This window comes from Chlamydia pneumoniae TW-183 (assembly GCF_000007205.1).
Taxonomy (GTDB): Bacteria; Chlamydiota; Chlamydiia; order Chlamydiales; family Chlamydiaceae; genus Chlamydia; species Chlamydia pneumoniae.
Window position 1 is genome coordinate 624,405 of sequence record NC_005043.1, and the last position, 18,723, is coordinate 643,127.

Genomic DNA, 18,723 nt, shown 5'->3' on the forward strand with positions numbered 1-18,723 from the left:
TAAGATCACCGCTTCTTAGGATATTCGTTCTTTATTAAAATTATGCCCCAATAGAATAATAGATCATCTTATCAAACTGCTTTTGTCATGCATAAAGTAATAGTTTTCATTTTCCTTACCCTATATTCGTTAAAAAGTTATGGGAATGATGTAATAGATAAGCCCCATGTTCTTGTCAGTATCGCCCCCTATAAATTCCTAGTTGAACAAATTGCTGAAGAGACCTGTTTTGTCTATGCGATAGTTACGAATCACTATGATCCCCATACCTATGAACTTCCTCCTCAGCAAATCAAGGAGTTACGACAAGGAGACCTTTGGTTCCGTATAGGAGAGGCATTTGAAAAAACTTGTGAGAGAAACCTTACATGCCAACAAGTCGATCTTTCCCAAAATGTCTCGCTGATTCAAGGAAAGCCTTGCTGTAATCAACATACCACGAACTACGACACCCACACTTGGTTAAGCCCTAAAAACCTTAAAGTCCAAGTGGAGACTATCGTTACCACTTTAAGTAAAAAATATCCTCAACACGCGACTCTATATCAAAGCAATGGAGAGAAACTTCTGTTAGCTTTGGACCAACTCAATGAGGAAATTCTTACGATTACCTCCAAAGCGAAACAACGCCATATTTTAGTTTCCCATGGAGCCTTTGGGTATTTTTGCCGTGATTACAATTTCTCTCAGCACACTATAGAGAAAAGCAGTCATGTTGAGCCTTCTCCTAAAGATGTGGCTCGCGTATTTCGTGACATTGAACAGTACAAAATTTCTTCTGTGATTCTTCTCGAATACTCTGGAAGACGAAGTAGTGCTATGCTGGCAGATCGTTTCCACATGCATACTGTGAATCTCGATCCCTATGCGGAAAATGTACTTGTAAACTTAAAAACCATAGCGACGACTTTTTCTAGTTTATGACAATACGAATTCTTGCTGAAGGCCTAGCTTTCCGTTACGGAAGCAAGGGACCGAATATCATTCATGATGTTTCTTTCTCTGTCTATGATGGCGACTTTATAGGAATCATAGGACCAAACGGAGGGGGGAAAAGCACCTTAACGATGTTAATTTTGGGCTTGCTTACTCCTACATTCGGATCCTTGAAGACTTTCCCTTCGCATTCCGCGGGGAAACAAACCCATTCCATGATCGGTTGGGTTCCCCAACATTTCTCTTATGATCCTTGTTTTCCTATCTCAGTAAAAGATGTTGTCCTCTCAGGAAGATTGTCTCAACTCTCCTGGCATGGAAAATATAAAAAGAAAGATTTTGAAGCTGTAGATCACGCTTTGGATCTTGTTGGACTTTCTGACCACCACCACCACTGCTTCGCCCATCTCTCAGGAGGACAAATCCAGCGTGTACTTCTGGCAAGAGCCTTAGCCTCCTACCCTGAAATTTTAATTCTTGATGAGCCGACGACAAACATTGATCCTGACAATCAACAAAGAATTTTAAGTATCCTAAAAAAGCTCAACCGTACGTGCACCATTCTTATGGTAACTCACGATCTTCACCATACGACGAATTACTTTAATAAAGTTTTTTATATGAACAAAACTTTGACTTCATTGGCAGACACTTCGACCTTAACAGACCAATTTTGTTGTCATCCCTATAAAAATCAGGAATTTTCATGCTCTCCTCACTAATCCGTGATTCATTTCCCCTTCTTATTTTACTTCCCACATTCCTAGCGGCATTAGGAGCCTCCGTAGCTGGCGGCGTTATGGGAACCTATATCGTTGTAAAACGTATTGTTTCAATTAGTGGAAGTATATCTCATGCAATTCTAGGAGGAATTGGCCTCACCCTATGGATACAATATAAGCTTCATCTCTCTTTTTTCCCTATGTATGGAGCTATTGTAGGAGCTATTTTTCTAGCTCTTTGCATCGGCAAGATCCACCTGAAATACCAAGAAAGGGAAGACTCTTTGATTGCGATGATTTGGTCTGTGGGCATGGCAATTGGAATTATATTCATTTCCAGGCTTCCCACCTTTAATGGAGAGCTCATCAATTTTCTATTTGGGAACATTCTCTGGGTCACCCCTTCAGACCTCTATAGCTTAGGAATCTTTGATCTTCTTGTTTTAGGAATTGTGGTCCTTTGCCACACCCGGTTCCTTGCTCTTTGCTTTGATGAGAGGTACACGGCTTTAAACCATTGTTCTGTACAGCTGTGGTATTTCCTACTTCTTGTTCTGACAGCAATCACGATTGTGATGTTGATTTATGTGATGGGAACGATTCTGATGCTTAGCATGCTCGTCTTACCTGTTGCTATAGCGTGTAGATTTTCGTACAAGATGACACGAATTATGTTCATCTCGGTCCTCTTGAATATCTTATGTTCTTTTTCTGGAATTTGCATCGCCTACTGTTTAGATTTCCCAGTAGGTCCTACGATATCATTGCTGATGGGGTTAGGTTATACAGCGAGTCTTTGTGTGAAGAAGCGGTACAATCCGTCGACGCCTTCTCCTGTAAGTCCTGAAATCAATACAAATGTATAGCTAGGGAAGCGCTTTTGGAAGCTTTGGAGGCATTCTTCCTGTTCGTCAGGAAGAAGATCATCAATTTTATTTAAAGCTACCAGCATATCTTTCTTTTCAAAATCTGGCTGATGAGAGTGGAGCTCGTGGATGAGCGTTTCTAAGTCTTCTTCGGGAGAGTTTCTCTCTCTTTTGGAGACATCGATAACAAATAGCAGTAAAAGAGTGCGCTCAATATGGCGAAGAAAATCGAGTCCTAGGCCTTTGTTTTGATGAGCTCCTTCAATGATTCCTGGAATGTCAGCGATAATCCAGGGTTTTTGATACAAACGATCTTTACAAAGGACTAGGCCCAAAGAGGGGGCCAGAGTTGTGAAGGGATAGGCTCCGACTTTCACTTCGGTATGTGCGAGTGTATTAAATAGTGTGGACTTTCCTGCATTTGGGAACCCTACCAAACCGATATCAGCAATGAGCTTAAGTTCTAACTCTACCTGACGGATTTCTCCGGGTTTTCCTGGGGTGGCTTTTGTAGGGGCTCGGTTTACTGAGGTCTTAAAGAAGGTATTTCCTTTTCCTCCCTTTCCTCCTTGGCTCACTAGGAGACGCTCTCCATCTACGGTAAAGTCATGAAGGATTTCACCAGTCTCAGCATCACGAAGCAGGGTGCCTGTAGGGACAGAAACTATTAGATCTTTACCACTGCGTCCTGTGCGGTTATTTGTAGCTCCTGACTGACCGTCGGGAGCCTTGAGAAAGCGGATATTTCTATAAGCTTCGAAAGAATATACACTTGTGGTGGCTTCTATGATTACGGAGCCGCCATTGCCACCATTGCCTCCGTAAGGCCCTCCTTTAGGAAGGTATTTTTCCTTTCTCCAAGCAACAACGCCGTTTCCGCCCTTTCCAGCACGCAATTCTAAGGTAATTTGATCTACAAACATGATTACGTTTTTATCCTTCTTCAAACAAAAAAAGCTCAATTTGATGCCTGAGCAAAAAACCGAGCTTTTTTAATGTTTCTGAAAAATTGAAAAATAGGAACTAAAGTTGCTCAGGAACAACAGAGATATAAGTACGATTCGTCTTTTTCATTACTACAATACCATCGACTAAAGCGAATAGGGTATCATCACGACCACGACCTACATTTTGTGCAGGATTCCATCGGGTCCCTCTCTGACGAACGAGAATACTTCCTGTAGAAACTTTTTGCCCAGCGCCCACTTTAACCCCAAGGCGCTTCGATTTTGAATCTCTACCGTTTCGGCTTGCCCCTTGTCCTTTCTTATGTGCCATAACTCTAAACTCTCTAGCTTCTGTTTATATCAATATCTCACGGATTTTCACACGAAGGTACTTCTGACGATGTCCGTGTTTACGATGATAATTTTTGCGTTTTTTATACTTATAGGCGACTACTTTTTCTCCTTTAACATGAGAAAGATATTCGGCTTTTACTTGTGCGTTCGCAATCGTAGGGCTTCCTAGAGAGGCTTTAGTTCCATCGAATACAAAGAGGACATCTTGAAAAATGACTTCTTTATCCGAAGCAACTTCCCCTAGTAACTCGACATCAATCACATCGCCTGAGCGAACCTGATATTGCTTGCTTCCTGTTTGGATTACTGCGTAGGGCTCCATCAATTTTTTCCTTATGAATCTTTCAATGCTTAAAGTTAAGCGCTGTTTGCTAAGTTACTTTAGCAAACTTAAGGATTATACAAAATATAAAGTCTTGGATTATAGTTTTTAACCCCTCGGAGAGCGCTATCCTCAAGCGGTTATGGCCAGAGCCGGGATCGAACCGACGACACAAGGATCTTCAATCCTCTGCTCTACCATCTGAGCTATCTAGCCATTTGTACTCAGTTATCATAGGAAAACATTCAGTTTAATATCAATGAGATTTCGAATTCTTCGCCTCTCTTTTTGCTATTAAGGAGTATTTCTCAAGAGAGTGCTTCGATGTAGCGAGAAAGTTTGACAAATTACTGGAATAATGCGTGAATTTTAGAAATTTTGTAGTATCTTCTGTGAAAGAAATTCTTAAAAAAAACATATACCAGGTAGTTATGGATAGAGACAATGAGGTTCCCCTGCCCAAGCCCAAATGGATTTACCGTACAGGTATTGGTCAAGACAGCCACCGCTTTCTCCCAGAAAGTTCCACGAAGCCCTGCATTTTAGGTGGTATCATTTTTGATCATTGCCCAGGATTTCAGGCAAATTCCGATGGAGACATTATCTTTCATGCCATTTGTAATGCGATTTCCTCAGTAACTAATAAAATTATTTTAGGAAAGGTTGCTGATGAGCTTCTCCAAACACGGGGAATTACAGATAGTGGGATTTATCTTGAGGAGGCTTTAAAATCTCTGAAGCCTAATCAAAAGATTTCTCATGTCGCTATTACGATTGAAGGAAGTCGACCTAAATTTCTCTGTAAGCTATCTGCATTACGTCAAAATATTGCCCAGGTTATGAACTTAACACCTACGGATATTGGCATTACTGCGACTTCTGGAGAGGGTTTGAGTGACTTTGGCTGTGGAGATGGCGTTCAGTGTTTCTGCGTCTTAACTGTGATGGAATACTGTGACTAATAGACGTCAACAACGTAACGATGTTCCTTTCTGAGGGAGGCTAGAGTATCTTTTCCTAAGATTTCTTCTAAAGCGTGTTTTACTTCTATGCCTAAGACTTTACGTCCACAGACAAAGAAAAACCCTCCCTCTTCATAGGCCTTTCTTACCTCATCTTTTTGAATCCTAAGAAGATCTTGAACATAGACTTTTTGGTCTCTCTCTCTTGAGAAGGCTAAAAAGAGTTTTAGTTTTCCTTCCTCTTCTGCATGGTTCCAGAATTCTCGATAATAGAAGTTCACTTTTTCTTTGCGCTCACCAAAAAATAGTAAATTATTTCCTGGGTCTTTATTGAAAAGGCGTTCCTCTAGGAAGGCTTTATAAGGAGCGATTCCTGTTCCAGCTCCGATCATAACTAAGGGTTTCCCTTCAGTCTGTGTAGATAGAGTGAAGTGTTTTGTAGGTTGTACGAATATGTAGGCAGAATCGTTGACCTGTAGTTCGCTACATAGAAAGGACGAGCAAACTCCGAAGCGTTTTTGATATTTTCCAGGATAGGAAACGTGTTTTACCAATAGCTCTATACTTTTGGGATGTAGATCTGGTGAGGAGGCTATAGAGTAGAAACGAGGCAATAAAGGAAACACACTCTCAGCGAAGAGTTCTATTGGGATCTGAGGGCGGTACTCTTGAATGGCATCATACAGTGTAATCTTAGGATCTTTGTCTGGGAAAAAGGAATTTAGCTTTGCTGGAATTTTATCAAGATCAACATAGCCTTGGATAAATTTTTGGGCAGAAACTTTTTCAGAAGTTTTTTTTACGTTGACAAGGGTCGTTGGGGAATAGCCTAGAAGCTGGAGAACGTGTTCGGAGACCTCTTTAGAATTCTCTGGTAAGACTCCTAAAGCATCGCCTACTTTATAGGATATAGTCGTATCATTGCTATCAAAGACCATGCGGTAGATGGGATCGCTATCGTTAATGGAATCGGAACAAGAAAGTAGCTCACGCAATACTAGAGGAACTTGCTGAGCCTTAAACTTTTCTTGTAGGTACATCTTTTATAGACAAGCTTGAATTAAGCCGCTTTGATTTTAATATCAACTCCTGCAGGAAGTGCTAACATTTTCAAAGCATCGATAGTTTTTCCTGTGGGATCTAAAATATCTACAAGACGTTTGTGAGTACGAATTTCAAACTGCTCTCTTGATTTTTTATCCACATGTGGCGAACGCAATACAGTATAGACTTCTCTTTTTGTAGGCAGAGGAATTGGTCCTACAACACGAGCTCCTGTTCTTTTAGCAGTTTCAACAATATCTGCTGTGGAACGATCTAGCTGCCCCTGATCGAATCCTTTCAGACGAATACGAATTTTTTGCTTTTGCTGCTTCATACATCCCTTACTTCTTAACAATCTCTTCTTGAATTTTTTGAGGAACCTTAGCAAAGAATGCTGGTTCCATGGTTGATGTTGCACGTCCTGAGGTCAATGATCTTAAAGATGTCGTGTACCCAAACATTTCGCTTAGAGGTACCTCAGCATTCACTTGAGCCATTCCTCGAGAAGATTCTTGTCCTAAAATTTTGCCTCGACGACGGTTGAGGTCCCCAATAACATCGCCAAGATGATCTTCTGGGGTAATTACTGCTACCTTCATGATTGGCTCTAAGATTACAGGCTTCGCTTTTCTACAGGCGTCTTTAACTGCCATAGACCCACAGATCTTAAATGCCATTTCACTAGAATCGACTTCGTGATACGAACCGAAAACAATACTTACCTTAACGTCTACAAGACCGTAGCCAGCCAGGACTCCTGTGTTCAATCCCTCTTCTATCCCTTTAATTACTGCAGGGATATATTCTTTAGGAATGACACCTCCGACAATCTTACTGACAACTTCGTTGCCTTTCCCAGGTTCGTTAGGTTCTATTTCGAGGCAAACGTGAGCATATTGCCCTCGACCACCAGACTGCTTCACGTATTTTGTTTCACTATTTCCGCTCACAGTAATGGTTTCTTTATAAGAAACTTGCGGTTTTCCTACGTTAGCTTCAACTTTAAATTCTCGGATCATACGATCTCGAAGAATATCTAAATGAAGTTCCCCCATTCCAGAAATGATGGTCTGTCCTGTCTCTTCATTTGTTGAGACACGGAATGTAGGATCTTCTTCTGATAAAGAACTTAATGCTTGAGCAAGTTTTTCTCTATCCCCTTTAGACTTTGGCTCAATAGCCATATCGATGACGGGGTCTGGAAATTCTATACGTTCAAGAACAATTTCTTGGTTATCGTCACACAAGGTATCTCCTGTGACAGAAAACTTCAGACCCACGCAAGCTCCAATATCGCCCACAGTAAACTCATCTCTATCTGTACGCTCATTAGCGTGCATTTCTAAAAGGCGAGAAATCCGTTCTTTTTTATCTTTTGTAGAATTTAAAATGGCAGACCCTTTTTTAAGAGTGCCTGAATAGATTCGGATAAATGTAATCCGACCTACGTAGGGATCTGTCATGATTTTGAAAGCTAGAGCTGCTAGAGGTCCATCACGTCTTGGCTCTAAACTAATTTCTTGATCTGTTTTAAGATTGATTCCGCGGATATTTCCTCGATCCAAAGGAGAAGGCAACCACTTGACAATCACATTGAGCAGTTGTTGCACACCTTTATTTTTAAAAGCGGTTCCGCAGAGTACAGGATTGATTTTATTCTCAATGACTCCCTTACGCATAACCTGATGGATTTCATCTTCAGTAATGCTATCGGGATCTTCAAGAACTTTCATCATGAAAGCTTCATTACTTTCATCTATAGTAGCGAGTTCTTCCAAAAGATTCGCTCGCAATTCTGCACAACGCTCTTTGAGATCTTCAGAAATCTCTTTTTCTTCCCATTTTGCTCCTAGGGTATCATCTAGAAAATAAAGAGCTTTTTGAGAGATTAGATCGACCATGCCGACAAACTGGCTTTCAGATCCAATAGGACAGTGGACAGGGAAAGCATTCGCTCCCAATTTCTCTTTCATGGATTCCACGGCAGCAAAATAGTCTGCTCCCATACGGTCCATTTTATTTACGAAAGCAATCCGTGGAACACCGTATTTATCTGCTTGTCTCCAAACAGTTTCTGATTGAGGTTCCACGCCAGATACGGCGTCAAATACGGCTACAGCACCATCAAGAACCCGAAGAGAACGTTCTACTTCAATCGTAAAGTCGACGTGTCCAGGAGTATCAATAATGTTGATTTTTGCGCCTAGCCAGAAGACAGTAGTTGCAGCAGAGGTAATCGTAATTCCTCTTTCTTGCTCCTGGGCCATCCAGTCCATGGTAGCTCCGCCTTCATGAACTTCACCGATTTTGTGAGTTCTTCCAGCATAGAAAAGAATTCTTTCTGTAGTCGTTGTTTTCCCAGCATCAATATGAGCCATGATGCCGATGTTTCTAATTGCACTTAAATCGAATTCTTGATTGCTCATGAACTTGTTATTTTCTCCGTAATTTAACTAATCTTACCACTTATAATGTGCGAATGCTTTATTTGCTTCCGCCATACGATGGGTGTCTTCACGTTTCTTAATTGTTGCACCCTGTTTGTTGAAGCAGTCAATCAGTTCGGTAGCAAGTCCAACTTCCATAGACTTTCCAGGTTTACTACGAGCGTGTTTGATGATCCATTGCATCGCTAAACAATTCCTACGTTCGCTAGCAACTTCAACAGGCACTTGATAAGTAGCGCCTCCAACACGACGGGAACGAACTTCTAAAATAGGTTTTGCATTTTCTAAAGCTTCTCCAAAACCTTCAAGCACATTCTCTAAATTTAATTTTTTACCGAAACGCTCTAGAGCAGAGTAGACAATTTTCCTTGCCACACTTTTCTTCCCATGCATCATAACCTTGTTGATAAATTTTTCTAAGATCACGCTGCCATAGATAGGATCCCCAGGGATATCGCGCTTTTCAGCGGAGTGCCGCCTTGACATATACATTTACCTCTATCTTATAAATCTCGACCAAGAACTTCGTATGATTACTTAGGCCGCTTTGCGCCGTACCGTGAACGACTTTGCTTTCTATTTTTTACTGCTGCACAATCTAGGGTGCCACGAACAATATGATAACGAACACCAGGCAAATCTTTGACTCTACCGCCTTGGATCAACACAATGCTGTGCTCTTGAAGATTGTGTCCTTCACCACCAATATAGGCAATGACTTCCTGCCCGTTAGATAGTCGCACCCAAGCAACTTTCCTTAAAGCCGAGTTCGGCTTCTTAGGAGTTTTTGTTTTTACTTGAAGGCAAACTCCCCGCTTTTGTGGGCACTTCTGCAAAGCTGGGGATTTCTTTCTAGCTAGACTTGACTTACGTCTTTTACGTATTAATTGATTAATGGTGGGCATGTATTCTTCTCGTTTCAACCTCACTACTACAAGCATGGAAATATAGAGTAAGGCTCTCTTTGTTGGCAAGGGCTTATTTTCAGATGAAGAGGGAACGTATCCTGCTTGAATTTAAAAAAATGCTATCTTTTTCTAGACGAACCGTTTTTTTACTTTTTAAAAGAAATTTTAGCTGTAACGAACTTATTCTAACCTATCTCTTTGGAGAGAAGAATTTCGTATTAGGTTTCTCCTAATGAAGACTGTGCACAATTAAAGCAGTATTCCATAGAGCCGCGATTTATGTAACCAAAGAGAAATCCTAAAATGGGCTCTGTTAAATCTTGGTTATAGGTAAAACTACTTTCTTTGCCTTGTTCTATGATGTGAATAGAATCGTTGGTATAAATAAAAAGCAAAGGTACGGTGTGGGAAAGCAATTGCGTAGCTTGAGCTAGGTCTGGGATGCCCGCAAGAATTTTAGCGGAGTCTTCAGATAGGAAAAGAACTTGAACGTAGTTTAGAAGAGACCAAAAGCGACCGAGGAACGTGGTCACGACTTGTGAGTCACAAAGATCAACAAGCGTGTGGTTATTCTTTCTTTTGGTCTCTTTCAGAAACTTTTCTATACTATCCCCGTAGAGAATCAATTGCCCATCCAGGAGTGTGTATCCCTGATTGCATAGGCAAGTATTTGTTTCTATGCCCTTTTCTGCTTCTTTTTCCGAGTAGAGCAGGGTATCTGGTTGGTTAGGACAACGTAAAACTAATCTTAGATCCTTGGGTTGTTTTAGAGCGGGTCCGTTTTCTTTATTTGCCATTCCCTCAGCGTAAGTTTCTCCGTTACGCATACATAAAATACCTAAATCGGAGAGATGGGATTGGGAAAGGTTTAGAGGTTCTTTTCGTTTGAAACTGATAGAGGCTTCTGGAAATTTTTCCTTATATATCAAAAAAATTTCTTTTATTTTTGCGTTATTAGTCGAAGAAATGGTTCCTATTTGCAGGCCGCACTGGGCAACAAAGTCCTCATTCGTTGTGAGGATAATATCTATGAAAGGAATCCCTAGCACTGTTAAACAGGTCGATGTTTCCCAGGAGAAGCTTTCTGAAGCTCTTAGAGGGAAGACGACTCTTCCCAAGATAAAAATTATAAGGAATCTGAGGACAACGCGCCACATACAACCTCAGTAAAAGTAGAACTCCTATTACTAAACTAAAAGTAAGACTTTATTTTAAGTGTTTTCTTACCTTCTTCTTTGTATAATACTTGTTTATGTACGGTTTATGTACGAAGGAAAATCACGCATGGCATCGCCCACTCCAGGACAATTGCATCTACAGCAAAAAGTAGAATCAAAGGCCTATGACTATTCACGCAGCCTCGCTATGATTGCTACAGCTTTGTTATTTTTTATTGTTGCTCTTATTCTTTCTGGATTGAGTCTGCTTCCTCAGGTCTTCCTCCCCTTTTCAGGAGCGTATTTTATTATCGGTTCTTTTTTAGCTTTTATTGCGTTAGGGATTCTTCTTATTAATTGCGTCTGCGATCTCAAACAGTACCTTACCTCGTCTTAGTTTACAACCTCGCAAAGCTTCTTTTTTTTATTACAAAAGTTTTTTCCTGACTAAGCTGTTTGTAATAAATTAGTTTCTCACATCTATAAGAAATCTGTGCTAAAGCCCTTGGGCTTCGTGCCGATGTTACGAATATCCATTAACATTAAATAGATGTTCGTAATGAAAAAACTTGTCCGTCTATGCGTAGTTCTTCTTTCTTTACTTCCGAATGTATTATTTTCTTCGGATCTTTTACGAGAAGAGGGCATCAAAAAGATGATGGACAAGCTGATCGAGTATCATGTCGATGCTCAAGAGGTTTCTACGGATATACTCTCGCGTTCTTTATCTAGTTACATTCAATCTTTTGATCCTCATAAATCTTATCTTTCAAACCAAGAGGTTGCAGTTTTTCTACAGTCTCCGGAAACAAAGAAACGTCTCTTAAAGAATTATAAGGCAGGCAACTTTGCTATTTATCGCAACATCAATCAATTGATTCATGAGAGTATTCTTCGTGCCAGGCAGTGGAGAAACGAATGGGTTAAGAATCCAAAAGAGCTTGTATTGGAGGCATCCTCATATCAGATATCGAAGCAACCTATGCAATGGAGCAAATCTTTAGACGAAGTGAAGCAGAGACAACGCGCTCTACTCCTTTCCTATCTTTCTTTACATCTTGCTGGAGCTTCTTCCTCTCGTTATGAGGGTAAAGAAGAGCAGCTTGCTGCTCTGTGTCTACGTCAAATCGAGAACCATGAGAATGTATATTTAGGTATCAATGATCATGGTGTTGCTATGGATCGGGATGAAGAAGCCTACCAATTCCATATCCGTGTTGTTAAAGCTTTAGCTCATAGCTTAGATGCACATACGGCGTATTTCAGTAAGGACGAAGCGTTGGCGATGCGAATCCAACTAGAAAAAGGCATGTGTGGAATTGGTGTTGTTCTGAAGGAAGATATTGATGGAGTTGTTGTTAGAGAAATCATTCCTGGGGGACCTGCGGCTAAATCTGGGGATCTTCAGCTTGGAGATATCATCTATCGGGTGGATGGCAAGGATATCGAGCATCTTTCTTTCCGCGGTGTTTTAGATTGTTTACGTGGAGGTCATGGCTCTACTGTAGTCTTAGATATCCATCGTGGGGAGAGCGATCATACGATCACCTTGAGAAGGGAGAAAATCCTTTTAGAAGACCGTCGTGTGGATGTTTCCTATGAGCCTTATGGAGATGGTGTGATTGGGAAAGTTACGTTACATTCTTTTTATGAAGGAGAAAATCAGGTTTCTAGTGAACAAGATCTACGTCGAGCGATTCAGGGATTAAAGGAGAAGAACCTTCTTGGATTAGTTCTAGATATCCGAGAAAATACGGGTGGATTTTTATCTCAAGCGATCAAAGTTTCTGGTTTATTTATGACCAATGGCGTTGTGGTTGTATCTCGCTATGCTGATGGTACCATGAAGTGCTACCGCACAGTATCTCCTAAAAAATTCTATGATGGTCCTTTGGCTATTTTAGTATCTAAAAGTTCCGCATCAGCAGCGGAGATTGTAGCACAAACTCTCCAAGATTATGGAGTTGCTTTAGTTGTTGGAGATGAGCAGACCTATGGGAAGGGAACGATTCAGCATCAAACAATTACTGGAGATGCCTCTCAGGACGATTGTTTTAAGGTTACTGTAGGGAAATATTATTCCCCTTCTGGGAAATCGACTCAACTTCAGGGAGTAAAATCCGATATTTTAATTCCTTCTCTCTATGCTGAAGATCGTCTAGGAGAGCGTTTTCTAGAGCATCCCTTACCTGCAGATTGCTGTGATAATGTACTTCACGATCCTCTCACGGACTTGGATACTCAAACACGTCCTTGGTTTCAAAAATACTATCTTCCTAATCTACAAAAGCAAGAGACTCTTTGGAGAGAGATGCTACCTCAGCTTACGAAAAACAGTGAGCAAAGGCTTTCTGAGAATTCGAATTTTCAGGCATTTTTGTCGCAGATAAAATCATCTGAAAAAACGGACCTATCCTATGGTTCCAATGATTTACAATTGGAAGAGTCGATAAACATTTTGAAGGACATGATTTTATTACAACAGTGTAGAAAATAATTACTGTTGCTCTTTACATCTGATCTCGTACGTGGAAAGTAGCATCCCAAGTTCTAGGATGCTTGTGAGATGAACGTCTAAACGCGAGCTATTTTACTTACTAAAGGTGAAAGTACAGGAGTTCCGCGGCCATCATTAAGTACTGGGGTAGTAGCCCTAGAGGTATTTCCTTCTGTTTTCACATGGCCAAAAATCTTATTTGAGTTATTAAGGATCCCATCATCGAGCTGATCTTCTAAAACACCTGCCCATTTTTGGAAAACCATGAGTTTTTCAGATGTACAAGCTTCATCAAAACATAATGATGTAACTAGTAACTTAATCAATCCTATGGCAGCAGGAATAATCAACCAAAATGCATTTGCCCCTAACTGGCTATGGAAGATAAACATACATGCTAATCCAGCAACAACCAAAAGAATTCCTAAAACGAGCAGGGTAATTTGGCAAGCTCTGGATTGAAAGAGCTTTGATTCACGTATAGGTTGAATAAATTTTGTCTTTGCCCATCCTATGAGTAGATTCACCATTCCTGGACTGGACGTAATTGCTTGTAGACCAGCGGTGACACTCCCCGATGCTGCTATTTCCTCTACTATGTTTAGCACAGACTCAGGAGCAGCTGCTCCTGTTCCTGTTCCTCCTACGGGATGTAGATTTGATGACATACCGTTCTCCTAGTGTAGTTCCTAAAGAAGCAGGTTACACTAGGAAAACATTAATTAAAAATTTTAATTACATACCTAAAAAGATGGGCTTTTAAAATAAATCTTAGGATTTCAGAAACTTAAATAATATCTTTGATTAAGAAACTCTACGATTGGATTGAAGAGCTTATAAAACAAAAAAACCGCTTTAGTACGTAAGGTACTAAAGCGGTACTTCTTTGAAAGCTATCCTAAAGCAGAGCGGAATATCGCTCTGCTTTAGGATAATTCCTTAGAATTTAATACACGTGGGTATTTTCTGTGTCTGATACTGGTGAAGTCAGTGTATCAGAAGAAAGAATAGCTTCGCCGCGAGCATCTCCGGGAGCAATACCTTTCAAGGTAACAGAAAACTCTACAGATTCCTTAGAACCGAGTTTAGGTAAAGCGTCGAAAACAACGGTATTACCTGAAATCGTTCCTTTAGTTGGACCTGAAGAAGCTATTGGCTGAAGTTCTTTTGAGAACTTCAAGATTAAAGATACGTTAGTATCTTCAGCAGAACCACGGTTAGTTACACAGATACGATAGACAGTATTTTCTCCTACACAGATAGGATCATTTGTGTCTAATACGCACATATGGGTAGCTGCAAGACCTTTCCAATGTGTTGTTGTTTCTGCGCAAGATGTACATGTTCCGCAGTTAGACTCACTAGTTACTGCAACTTGATTTATGAATCTTCCAGGAACTTGAGCTTTCACTACAAGTTTAAACTGGAGGGTTTCTCCTGGGCACATTTCTTTAATACGCCAAACAACTTTATTACAGCAGATCTCTCCACCAGGAGCTTCGAGTACTGTAACACCAGAAGGGAGTGTATCTTGGATCACGACATCATGAAGAACCAAGTCTCCAGGATTCGATACTGAGATAGAGTACTCCACAGGTTTACATACGTAAGACCAATCAGCACCAGAGATATTTACTTGTACACAAGGCTCATTAACAACTGTAGTTACATTTGCAGAACATTTGTGTCCACCGCAGTAAGTTACAGTAGCAACGTTAGTGATTTGACCTCTTCTTTGAGGGCAGAACTCAACTGTAAATACCTTTTTATCGCCAGGTCTCATGTCTCCTAAGTTAAAAGAGAGAACTCTTTGACCAGATGCATGAGAATAGCCATCGGGAACAGGATTATCTACAGTTACGTTACGGGCAATAGCAGATCCTGTGTTCACTACTTCGATTTTGTAGCATACAGGGCATCTTAGGCAAGCACAGTCAGGTCCTTCTTGCTTAATACAAATGGCTGGTTGACCGCATTTAGTATAAGAACGGAGCTCTGGGCAAGCACATACAGTAGCAGCTGTGAAGCAGCAACCTTCTTTAAGAGGTTTTACCCATACAGTAATTTTGCATTTATCTCCTGCACCCAGGCGATCGATTTTCCAGACTAATTTCCCATCACTTGTAGGAGTTGTTTCTGGATCACTGCTTACGAATTCAGCTTCGCAAGGTAGCTGTTGTGTAATCACAACATCAACACAATCTTTTTTGCCTATAGCAAGGATTTCAATAGGGTAAGGAGATCCTACAGTAGCGTATTCTGGAACGGACTGGCAAATTTCTACGTTGCAATCATCGTTTACTTTTACAGAATACAATCTTCCGTAGCAAGACTCTTGCTGAGCCTCTACAGGTTGACATCGTCCCTCTTCACAGGGATAAAATTCTTTATCACAAAAAGCACCACGGCTTTTTTGTTCAACTGGTTGTTTATTTCTACGGACAAGTCTAACCTTCTTCGCTGTCATAGGAACAGGTGCTGGCTTTGTTTCCGCACTAGCGACGATCTTAGTAATCAGAGACTCTGCTACAGCGGCCTCTATACCCCCGCTGGCAAAGCAACTCGCCATACTCGTTAGCGCAAGGACCGTAACTACTCGTCTGATGAGTTTGGACATAGGGATCTCCTATCGCATGTTTATTTTTTTCTTCTGCCATCGGGTAGAATGTTTTGTAAACTCTTACCCTCAACATTTGGGTTTATTATCTGAATTAAGGTAGTCAGGAATTAATTCATCTCCTAACTACCTGATCAATTTAAGTAAACAGTTAAGAGAACTCTCCTTACTGTTTGCATCTGCCATCAGGTGATGTACAACCTTTAACTTGTGGGCTTTGAGAGTTACACTCTGTTGAACCACATGGATTAGAACAAGAAGGAACGTAGGACCCACAAGCATTACCGCCGCAAGATCTTTCTTTTTTTCTTATTACTTCACAAGGATTGCAAGAAGAGGGTGCGCAAGGATCCTCAAAACAACAATCTACAATGCGGCAGCAGCTACTTAAGCTAACTACTCCACAAAACATTGCAGCAATTAAAACAGCTTTCTTCATAAGTTTTTAACTCCTTTCTAATTAGAAAACTTACGTGTCTTATTTATTACTGAAAATTCAACAAAACTTTTAATAATTAATAAAGCACGTTCCCATGAACAATATTACAAATGAAAATAAAAATTTTATCAATTATTTTTTCTAGATAAATCTTTTTGGTATTAAAACTCTTTTTAGAAAACACTATTTACTAAAAGATAAACCTATAATTTTCAAAAGGAAGCGTCACCAGGAATTTGAGGAAACTGAAGAATAAAAAGAATAATTTGTTTAATAACTAATGGTTTATTTCACGAGACTTTTTCACTTATTTTCTATATTAAAAACACATAAGATTCACAATCAACGAGTTGAAGTAGAATGATTGTTAATCCGCACAATCAAATCATTGAATTATAACAAAATAATTTCGTAACATTAAAAAATAAAAACGAGGGGGAAATGAAATTATTTTACTTTTGTAACATTATTTTCCTGACATCTCTATTTTCTGTAAGCTGCACGCACACGCCTCCTCCACGTAGTTATATTCTTGCTCAAGGAAGAACGCCCCTCGTCAATAAAGCGCATTCCTTAGAATTCTTTTTAGCAAGATCTGTCTTTAACACGTGTTATAATACGAACTTATAGCCTCACAAATCACGATCAAGAGAGAGGAACGCAGGACTACTCTGGGATAGAGCTGCGTTGTAGATTGTCTTCGCAACGACTCAAACAGGAAGTGTGGTTATGAATAGAAACCGCGGTGGCTGTTTCGCTTAGCTAGCAGCCACGCACATTCATGCGACCGATATTTAGAGATCGAAAGTAGCCTCTTCGAAGTCTTCTCGTTGCATGAACTTATCCACAGTTGCAGCGAGCTTCTTAGGAACGCCTCCTAAAAGCTTTTCTGCATACACAAGACGTGCTCTCGCTCGAGGTTTCCCTAAAATCTCTATAGAGTCAAAGAGAGGGAGCCCCTGCTTTTTCCCAGTAATTGCCACATAAAGCAGTGGGATGATGGCTTTTTTATGGTGGACATTGAATGCTTGAGCTAACCATTTAGATCCGAGGTAACACGTCTCTTTCGTCCATTGATCGGTTTTCTCAAGATATTTGACATAGCTATAGAGAAGGATAGCTGCTTTCTCTGGAGAAAGGGCCTGTGGTAGGAGTTCCTCAACACGGTACTCTAACAATCCTGAGAAAAAGAATGAGGTGAGGTTGATAAACTCCGCAAGAGTTGTAATCCGAGATTGACAGAGGGGAAGGATTTTTAAGAAAAATTCGTCATTAAGTAGCCAACCCTGGAGTTCTTTTAACAAGCACTCTGGCGAACCCTCGTGGTTGAGGTAATGCTTATTCATCCAGTCGAGCTTTTGAATATCAAAAACTGCTCCTGACTTTCCAATACGTCGAGGATTAAAAGTTTCTATAATACGCTCTAGAGAATAGACTTCTTCATCCCCTTCCATACTGTAACCCATGAGAGTCAGGAAGTTCACAAAGGCTTCTTTGACATAACCTGAGTCGCGGTAATAAAAAATCGAGGTAGGGTTCTTTCTTTTTGAAAGTTTTGTTCCATCGGGGTTTAGAAGCAGGGGCATATGGAGAAAGACGGGAGGCTCCCAGCCAAAAGCTTCGTAGAGTAGGAGATGCTTAGGAGTTGAACTTAGCCACTCTTCCCCTCTGAGGACGTGAGTGATGCCCATGAGGTGGTCGTCAATTACATTAGCAAAGTGGTACGTGGGGAATCCGTCAGATTTTACTAGGACCTGATCATCGACATCTGCCCAAGGAAACACGACTCTTCCCTTGCTATAATCTTCGAAAACACATTCCCCTGATAAGGGAACTTTAAGACGAATGGTGTAGGGCTGACCTGCTGCCTCTCGTGAGGCTACCTCTTCGGGAGAGAGGTACCTGTACCTGCGATCGTATCCCCCACGATAACCGAGGGTACTTGCCACAGCGCGCATTTCTGCGAGTTCTTGAGGGGTTGCAAAGCACTTATAAGCGCAATCTGTCTTTAAAAGTGTCTCAACATACCCTTGATAGATTTTCGTGCGTTCTGACTGACGATAGGGGCCATAGGGGCCGCCTACATCAGGGCCCTCATCCCATTGGATCCCGCACCAACGAAGAGCTGAGAAAATATTTTCTTCGTAATCTTGGCGACTACGTGTTCTATCCGTATCTTCGATACGGAGGATCATTTTCCCTTTAAATCGTTTTGCAAAGATTTCATTAAACAGAGCCATATAGGCGGTACCTACATGAGGATCTCCTGTAGGTGAAGGAGCTACCCTAACACGGACATTTTCCCAATTCATGATTCTTTTATCCTTAGACCAGAGAGACTTCATACCCTGAAAACGGCTATTTCTTCAAGGGAAATCCTCTCTGCAGAAATGCATAAATCCAAAAATAAAAGAAACTCCTTAATTTAATAAAAAATTAAGGAGTTTCTCAAAAAAATCACGAAAGGATATTTCGCCACCCTTAGATCGGGGATCGCCTTTAAAG

General features: G+C 40.7%; 20 protein-coding genes and 1 tRNA gene. 7 read left to right on the forward strand and 14 right to left on the reverse strand.

Annotated features, from left to right (window positions below; translation table 11 throughout):
* Positions 1 to 87: 87 nt before the first annotated feature.
* From CPB_RS02745 to CPB_RS02755, 3 genes are read left to right on the forward strand one after another with little or no spacing between them, the layout of a single operon-like run.
* A complete protein-coding gene (locus CPB_RS02745) occupies positions 88 to 924 on the forward strand; it encodes a metal ABC transporter solute-binding protein, Zn/Mn family (RefSeq protein WP_010883179.1) in 837 nt (278 codons plus the stop codon).
* Positions 921 to 1,658 carry an ABC transporter ATP-binding protein gene (locus CPB_RS02750; protein WP_010883180.1) on the forward strand — a complete coding sequence of 246 codons (738 nt, stop codon included), beginning with the start codon at positions 921 to 923 and terminating at the stop codon, positions 1,656 to 1,658. Before CPB_RS02745 ends, CPB_RS02750 begins: the two co-directional genes overlap by 4 nt.
* Complete coding sequence (locus CPB_RS02755) at positions 1,643 to 2,524, forward strand: metal ABC transporter permease (protein ID WP_010883181.1); 882 nt, start codon at positions 1,643 to 1,645, stop codon at positions 2,522 to 2,524. The genes CPB_RS02750 and CPB_RS02755 overlap by 16 nt, the downstream gene beginning before the upstream one ends.
* Here CPB_RS02755 and cgtA read toward each other — a convergent pair.
* The 4 genes from cgtA to CPB_RS02775 all read right to left on the reverse strand — a co-directional run bounded on the left by cgtA (position 2,440) and on the right by CPB_RS02775 (position 4,363).
* Positions 2,440 to 3,447 (reverse strand): Obg family GTPase CgtA, encoded by a 1,008-nt coding sequence (gene cgtA / locus CPB_RS02760; RefSeq protein WP_010883182.1) that lies wholly within the window; start codon positions 3,445 to 3,447, stop codon positions 2,440 to 2,442. The two genes, CPB_RS02755 and cgtA, sit on opposite strands and share 85 nt — an antisense overlap.
* Positions 3,448 to 3,547: 100 nt before the next feature.
* Positions 3,548 to 3,802: a 50S ribosomal protein L27 gene (gene rpmA / locus CPB_RS02765; protein ID WP_010883183.1), complete on the reverse strand. Its 255-nt coding sequence runs from the start codon at positions 3,800 to 3,802 to the stop codon at positions 3,548 to 3,550.
* Positions 3,803 to 3,826: 24 nt separating this feature from the next.
* Positions 3,827 to 4,147 (reverse strand): 50S ribosomal protein L21, encoded by a 321-nt coding sequence (gene rplU, locus CPB_RS02770; RefSeq protein WP_010883184.1) that lies wholly within the window; start codon positions 4,145 to 4,147, stop codon positions 3,827 to 3,829.
* Positions 4,148 to 4,290: 143 nt separating this feature from the next.
* Positions 4,291 to 4,363: transfer RNA gene (locus tag CPB_RS02775), tRNA-Phe, on the reverse strand.
* A 215-nt stretch (positions 4,364 to 4,578) separates the two neighbouring features.
* On the opposite strand from CPB_RS02775, the gene ispF reads away from it, so the two are divergent.
* Entirely contained in the window at positions 4,579 to 5,109 is a 531-nt protein-coding gene (gene ispF, locus CPB_RS02780) for a 2-C-methyl-D-erythritol 2,4-cyclodiphosphate synthase (protein WP_010883185.1), read from the forward strand.
* Here ispF and CPB_RS02785 read toward each other — a convergent pair.
* The 6 genes from CPB_RS02785 to CPB_RS02810 form a co-directional block, all read right to left on the reverse strand.
* Positions 5,106 to 6,149 (reverse strand): sulfite reductase flavoprotein subunit alpha, encoded by a 1,044-nt coding sequence (locus CPB_RS02785; RefSeq protein ID WP_010883186.1) that lies wholly within the window; start codon positions 6,147 to 6,149, stop codon positions 5,106 to 5,108. The genes ispF and CPB_RS02785 overlap by 4 nt on opposite strands.
* Before the next feature lie 20 nt (positions 6,150 to 6,169).
* Positions 6,170 to 6,487, reverse strand: a complete 318-nt coding sequence (gene rpsJ / locus CPB_RS02790; RefSeq protein ID WP_010883187.1) for a 30S ribosomal protein S10 — start codon at positions 6,485 to 6,487, stop codon at positions 6,170 to 6,172.
* Positions 6,488 to 6,494: 7 nt separating this feature from the next.
* Entirely contained in the window at positions 6,495 to 8,579 is a 2,085-nt protein-coding gene (fusA, locus tag CPB_RS02795) for an elongation factor G (RefSeq protein ID WP_010883188.1), read from the reverse strand.
* 33 nt (positions 8,580 to 8,612) lie between these two features.
* A complete protein-coding gene (gene rpsG / locus CPB_RS02800; protein ID WP_010883189.1) occupies positions 8,613 to 9,086 on the reverse strand; it encodes a 30S ribosomal protein S7 in 474 nt (157 codons plus the stop codon).
* 47 nt (positions 9,087 to 9,133) lie between these two features.
* The gene (gene rpsL, locus CPB_RS02805) at positions 9,134 to 9,505 is read right to left on the reverse strand and encodes a 30S ribosomal protein S12 (RefSeq protein WP_010883190.1); all 372 of its coding nucleotides are present in this window, start codon (positions 9,503 to 9,505) and stop codon (positions 9,134 to 9,136) included.
* Between the two features lie 221 nt (positions 9,506 to 9,726).
* Positions 9,727 to 10,665, reverse strand: coding sequence for a hypothetical protein (locus tag CPB_RS02810; RefSeq protein ID WP_011126180.1), 939 nt, complete (start codon positions 10,663 to 10,665; stop codon positions 9,727 to 9,729).
* A 127-nt stretch (positions 10,666 to 10,792) separates the two neighbouring features.
* On the opposite strand from CPB_RS02810, the gene CPB_RS02815 reads away from it, so the two are divergent.
* Together CPB_RS02815 and CPB_RS02820 are read left to right on the forward strand one after the other, a co-directional pair.
* A complete protein-coding gene (locus CPB_RS02815; protein WP_226989976.1) occupies positions 10,793 to 11,062 on the forward strand; it encodes a hypothetical protein in 270 nt (89 codons plus the stop codon).
* Positions 11,063 to 11,224: 162 nt separating this feature from the next.
* The gene (locus CPB_RS02820) at positions 11,225 to 13,162 is read left to right on the forward strand and encodes a carboxy terminal-processing peptidase (protein ID WP_011126182.1); all 1,938 of its coding nucleotides are present in this window, start codon (positions 11,225 to 11,227) and stop codon (positions 13,160 to 13,162) included.
* Positions 13,163 to 13,239: 77 nt separating this feature from the next.
* On the opposite strand, the gene CPB_RS02825 is transcribed toward CPB_RS02820, so the two are convergent.
* The 3 genes from CPB_RS02825 to CPB_RS02835 all read right to left on the reverse strand — a co-directional run bounded on the left by CPB_RS02825 (position 13,240) and on the right by CPB_RS02835 (position 16,218).
* Positions 13,240 to 13,830, reverse strand: a complete 591-nt coding sequence (locus CPB_RS02825; protein ID WP_010883194.1) for a sulfur-rich protein — start codon at positions 13,828 to 13,830, stop codon at positions 13,240 to 13,242.
* 278 nt (positions 13,831 to 14,108) lie between these two features.
* Positions 14,109 to 15,779: an outer membrane complex protein OmcB gene (omcB, locus tag CPB_RS02830; RefSeq protein WP_011126183.1), complete on the reverse strand. Its 1,671-nt coding sequence runs from the start codon at positions 15,777 to 15,779 to the stop codon at positions 14,109 to 14,111.
* Positions 15,780 to 15,945: 166 nt separating this feature from the next.
* On the reverse strand, positions 15,946 to 16,218 hold the full coding sequence (locus CPB_RS02835) for a small cysteine-rich outer membrane protein (RefSeq protein ID WP_010883196.1): 273 nt from the start codon (positions 16,216 to 16,218) through the stop codon (positions 15,946 to 15,948).
* A 441-nt stretch (positions 16,219 to 16,659) separates the two neighbouring features.
* Here CPB_RS02835 and CPB_RS02840 point away from each other — a divergent pair, with 441 nt between their 5' ends.
* Entirely contained in the window at positions 16,660 to 16,848 is a 189-nt protein-coding gene (locus CPB_RS02840) for a hypothetical protein (RefSeq protein WP_010883197.1), read from the forward strand.
* 164 nt (positions 16,849 to 17,012) lie between these two features.
* On the opposite strand, the gene gltX is transcribed toward CPB_RS02840, so the two are convergent.
* Positions 17,013 to 18,530 (reverse strand): glutamate--tRNA ligase, encoded by a 1,518-nt coding sequence (gltX, locus tag CPB_RS02845; RefSeq protein ID WP_010883198.1) that lies wholly within the window; start codon positions 18,528 to 18,530, stop codon positions 17,013 to 17,015.
* Positions 18,531 to 18,723 lie beyond the last annotated feature (193 nt).

What these genes read in the sequence shown, in the direction of transcription:
- omcB (WP_011126183.1), bottom strand. Translation starts at nt 15,779, where the DNA reads ATGTCCAAACTCATCAGACGAGTAGTTACGGTCCTTGCGCTAACGAGT.
- rpmA (WP_010883183.1), bottom strand. Translation starts at nt 3,802, where the DNA reads ATGGCACATAAGAAAGGACAAGGGGCAAGCCGAAACGGTAGAGATTCA.
- CPB_RS02840 (WP_010883197.1), top strand. Translation starts at nt 16,660, where the DNA reads ATGAAATTATTTTACTTTTGTAACATTATTTTCCTGACATCTCTATTT.
- CPB_RS02750 (WP_010883180.1), top strand. Translation starts at nt 921, where the DNA reads ATGACAATACGAATTCTTGCTGAAGGCCTAGCTTTCCGTTACGGAAGC.
- CPB_RS02815 (WP_226989976.1), top strand. Translation starts at nt 10,793, where the DNA reads ATGGCATCGCCCACTCCAGGACAATTGCATCTACAGCAAAAAGTAGAA.
- CPB_RS02810 (WP_011126180.1), bottom strand. Translation starts at nt 10,665, where the DNA reads ATGTGGCGCGTTGTCCTCAGATTCCTTATAATTTTTATCTTGGGAAGA.
- CPB_RS02820 (WP_011126182.1), top strand. Translation starts at nt 11,225, where the DNA reads ATGAAAAAACTTGTCCGTCTATGCGTAGTTCTTCTTTCTTTACTTCCG.
- rpsJ (WP_010883187.1), bottom strand. Translation starts at nt 6,487, where the DNA reads ATGAAGCAGCAAAAGCAAAAAATTCGTATTCGTCTGAAAGGATTCGAT.
- CPB_RS02835 (WP_010883196.1), bottom strand. Translation starts at nt 16,218, where the DNA reads ATGAAGAAAGCTGTTTTAATTGCTGCAATGTTTTGTGGAGTAGTTAGC.
- CPB_RS02755 (WP_010883181.1), top strand. Translation starts at nt 1,643, where the DNA reads ATGCTCTCCTCACTAATCCGTGATTCATTTCCCCTTCTTATTTTACTT.
- rpsG (WP_010883189.1), bottom strand. Translation starts at nt 9,086, where the DNA reads ATGTCAAGGCGGCACTCCGCTGAAAAGCGCGATATCCCTGGGGATCCT.
- gltX (WP_010883198.1), bottom strand. Translation starts at nt 18,530, where the DNA reads ATGAATTGGGAAAATGTCCGTGTTAGGGTAGCTCCTTCACCTACAGGA.
- CPB_RS02785 (WP_010883186.1), bottom strand. Translation starts at nt 6,149, where the DNA reads ATGTACCTACAAGAAAAGTTTAAGGCTCAGCAAGTTCCTCTAGTATTG.
- ispF (WP_010883185.1), top strand. Translation starts at nt 4,579, where the DNA reads ATGGATAGAGACAATGAGGTTCCCCTGCCCAAGCCCAAATGGATTTAC.
- CPB_RS02745 (WP_010883179.1), top strand. Translation starts at nt 88, where the DNA reads ATGCATAAAGTAATAGTTTTCATTTTCCTTACCCTATATTCGTTAAAA.
- rpsL (WP_010883190.1), bottom strand. Translation starts at nt 9,505, where the DNA reads ATGCCCACCATTAATCAATTAATACGTAAAAGACGTAAGTCAAGTCTA.
- cgtA (WP_010883182.1), bottom strand. Translation starts at nt 3,447, where the DNA reads ATGTTTGTAGATCAAATTACCTTAGAATTGCGTGCTGGAAAGGGCGGA.
- fusA (WP_010883188.1), bottom strand. Translation starts at nt 8,579, where the DNA reads ATGAGCAATCAAGAATTCGATTTAAGTGCAATTAGAAACATCGGCATC.
- CPB_RS02825 (WP_010883194.1), bottom strand. Translation starts at nt 13,830, where the DNA reads ATGTCATCAAATCTACATCCCGTAGGAGGAACAGGAACAGGAGCAGCT.
- rplU (WP_010883184.1), bottom strand. Translation starts at nt 4,147, where the DNA reads ATGGAGCCCTACGCAGTAATCCAAACAGGAAGCAAGCAATATCAGGTT.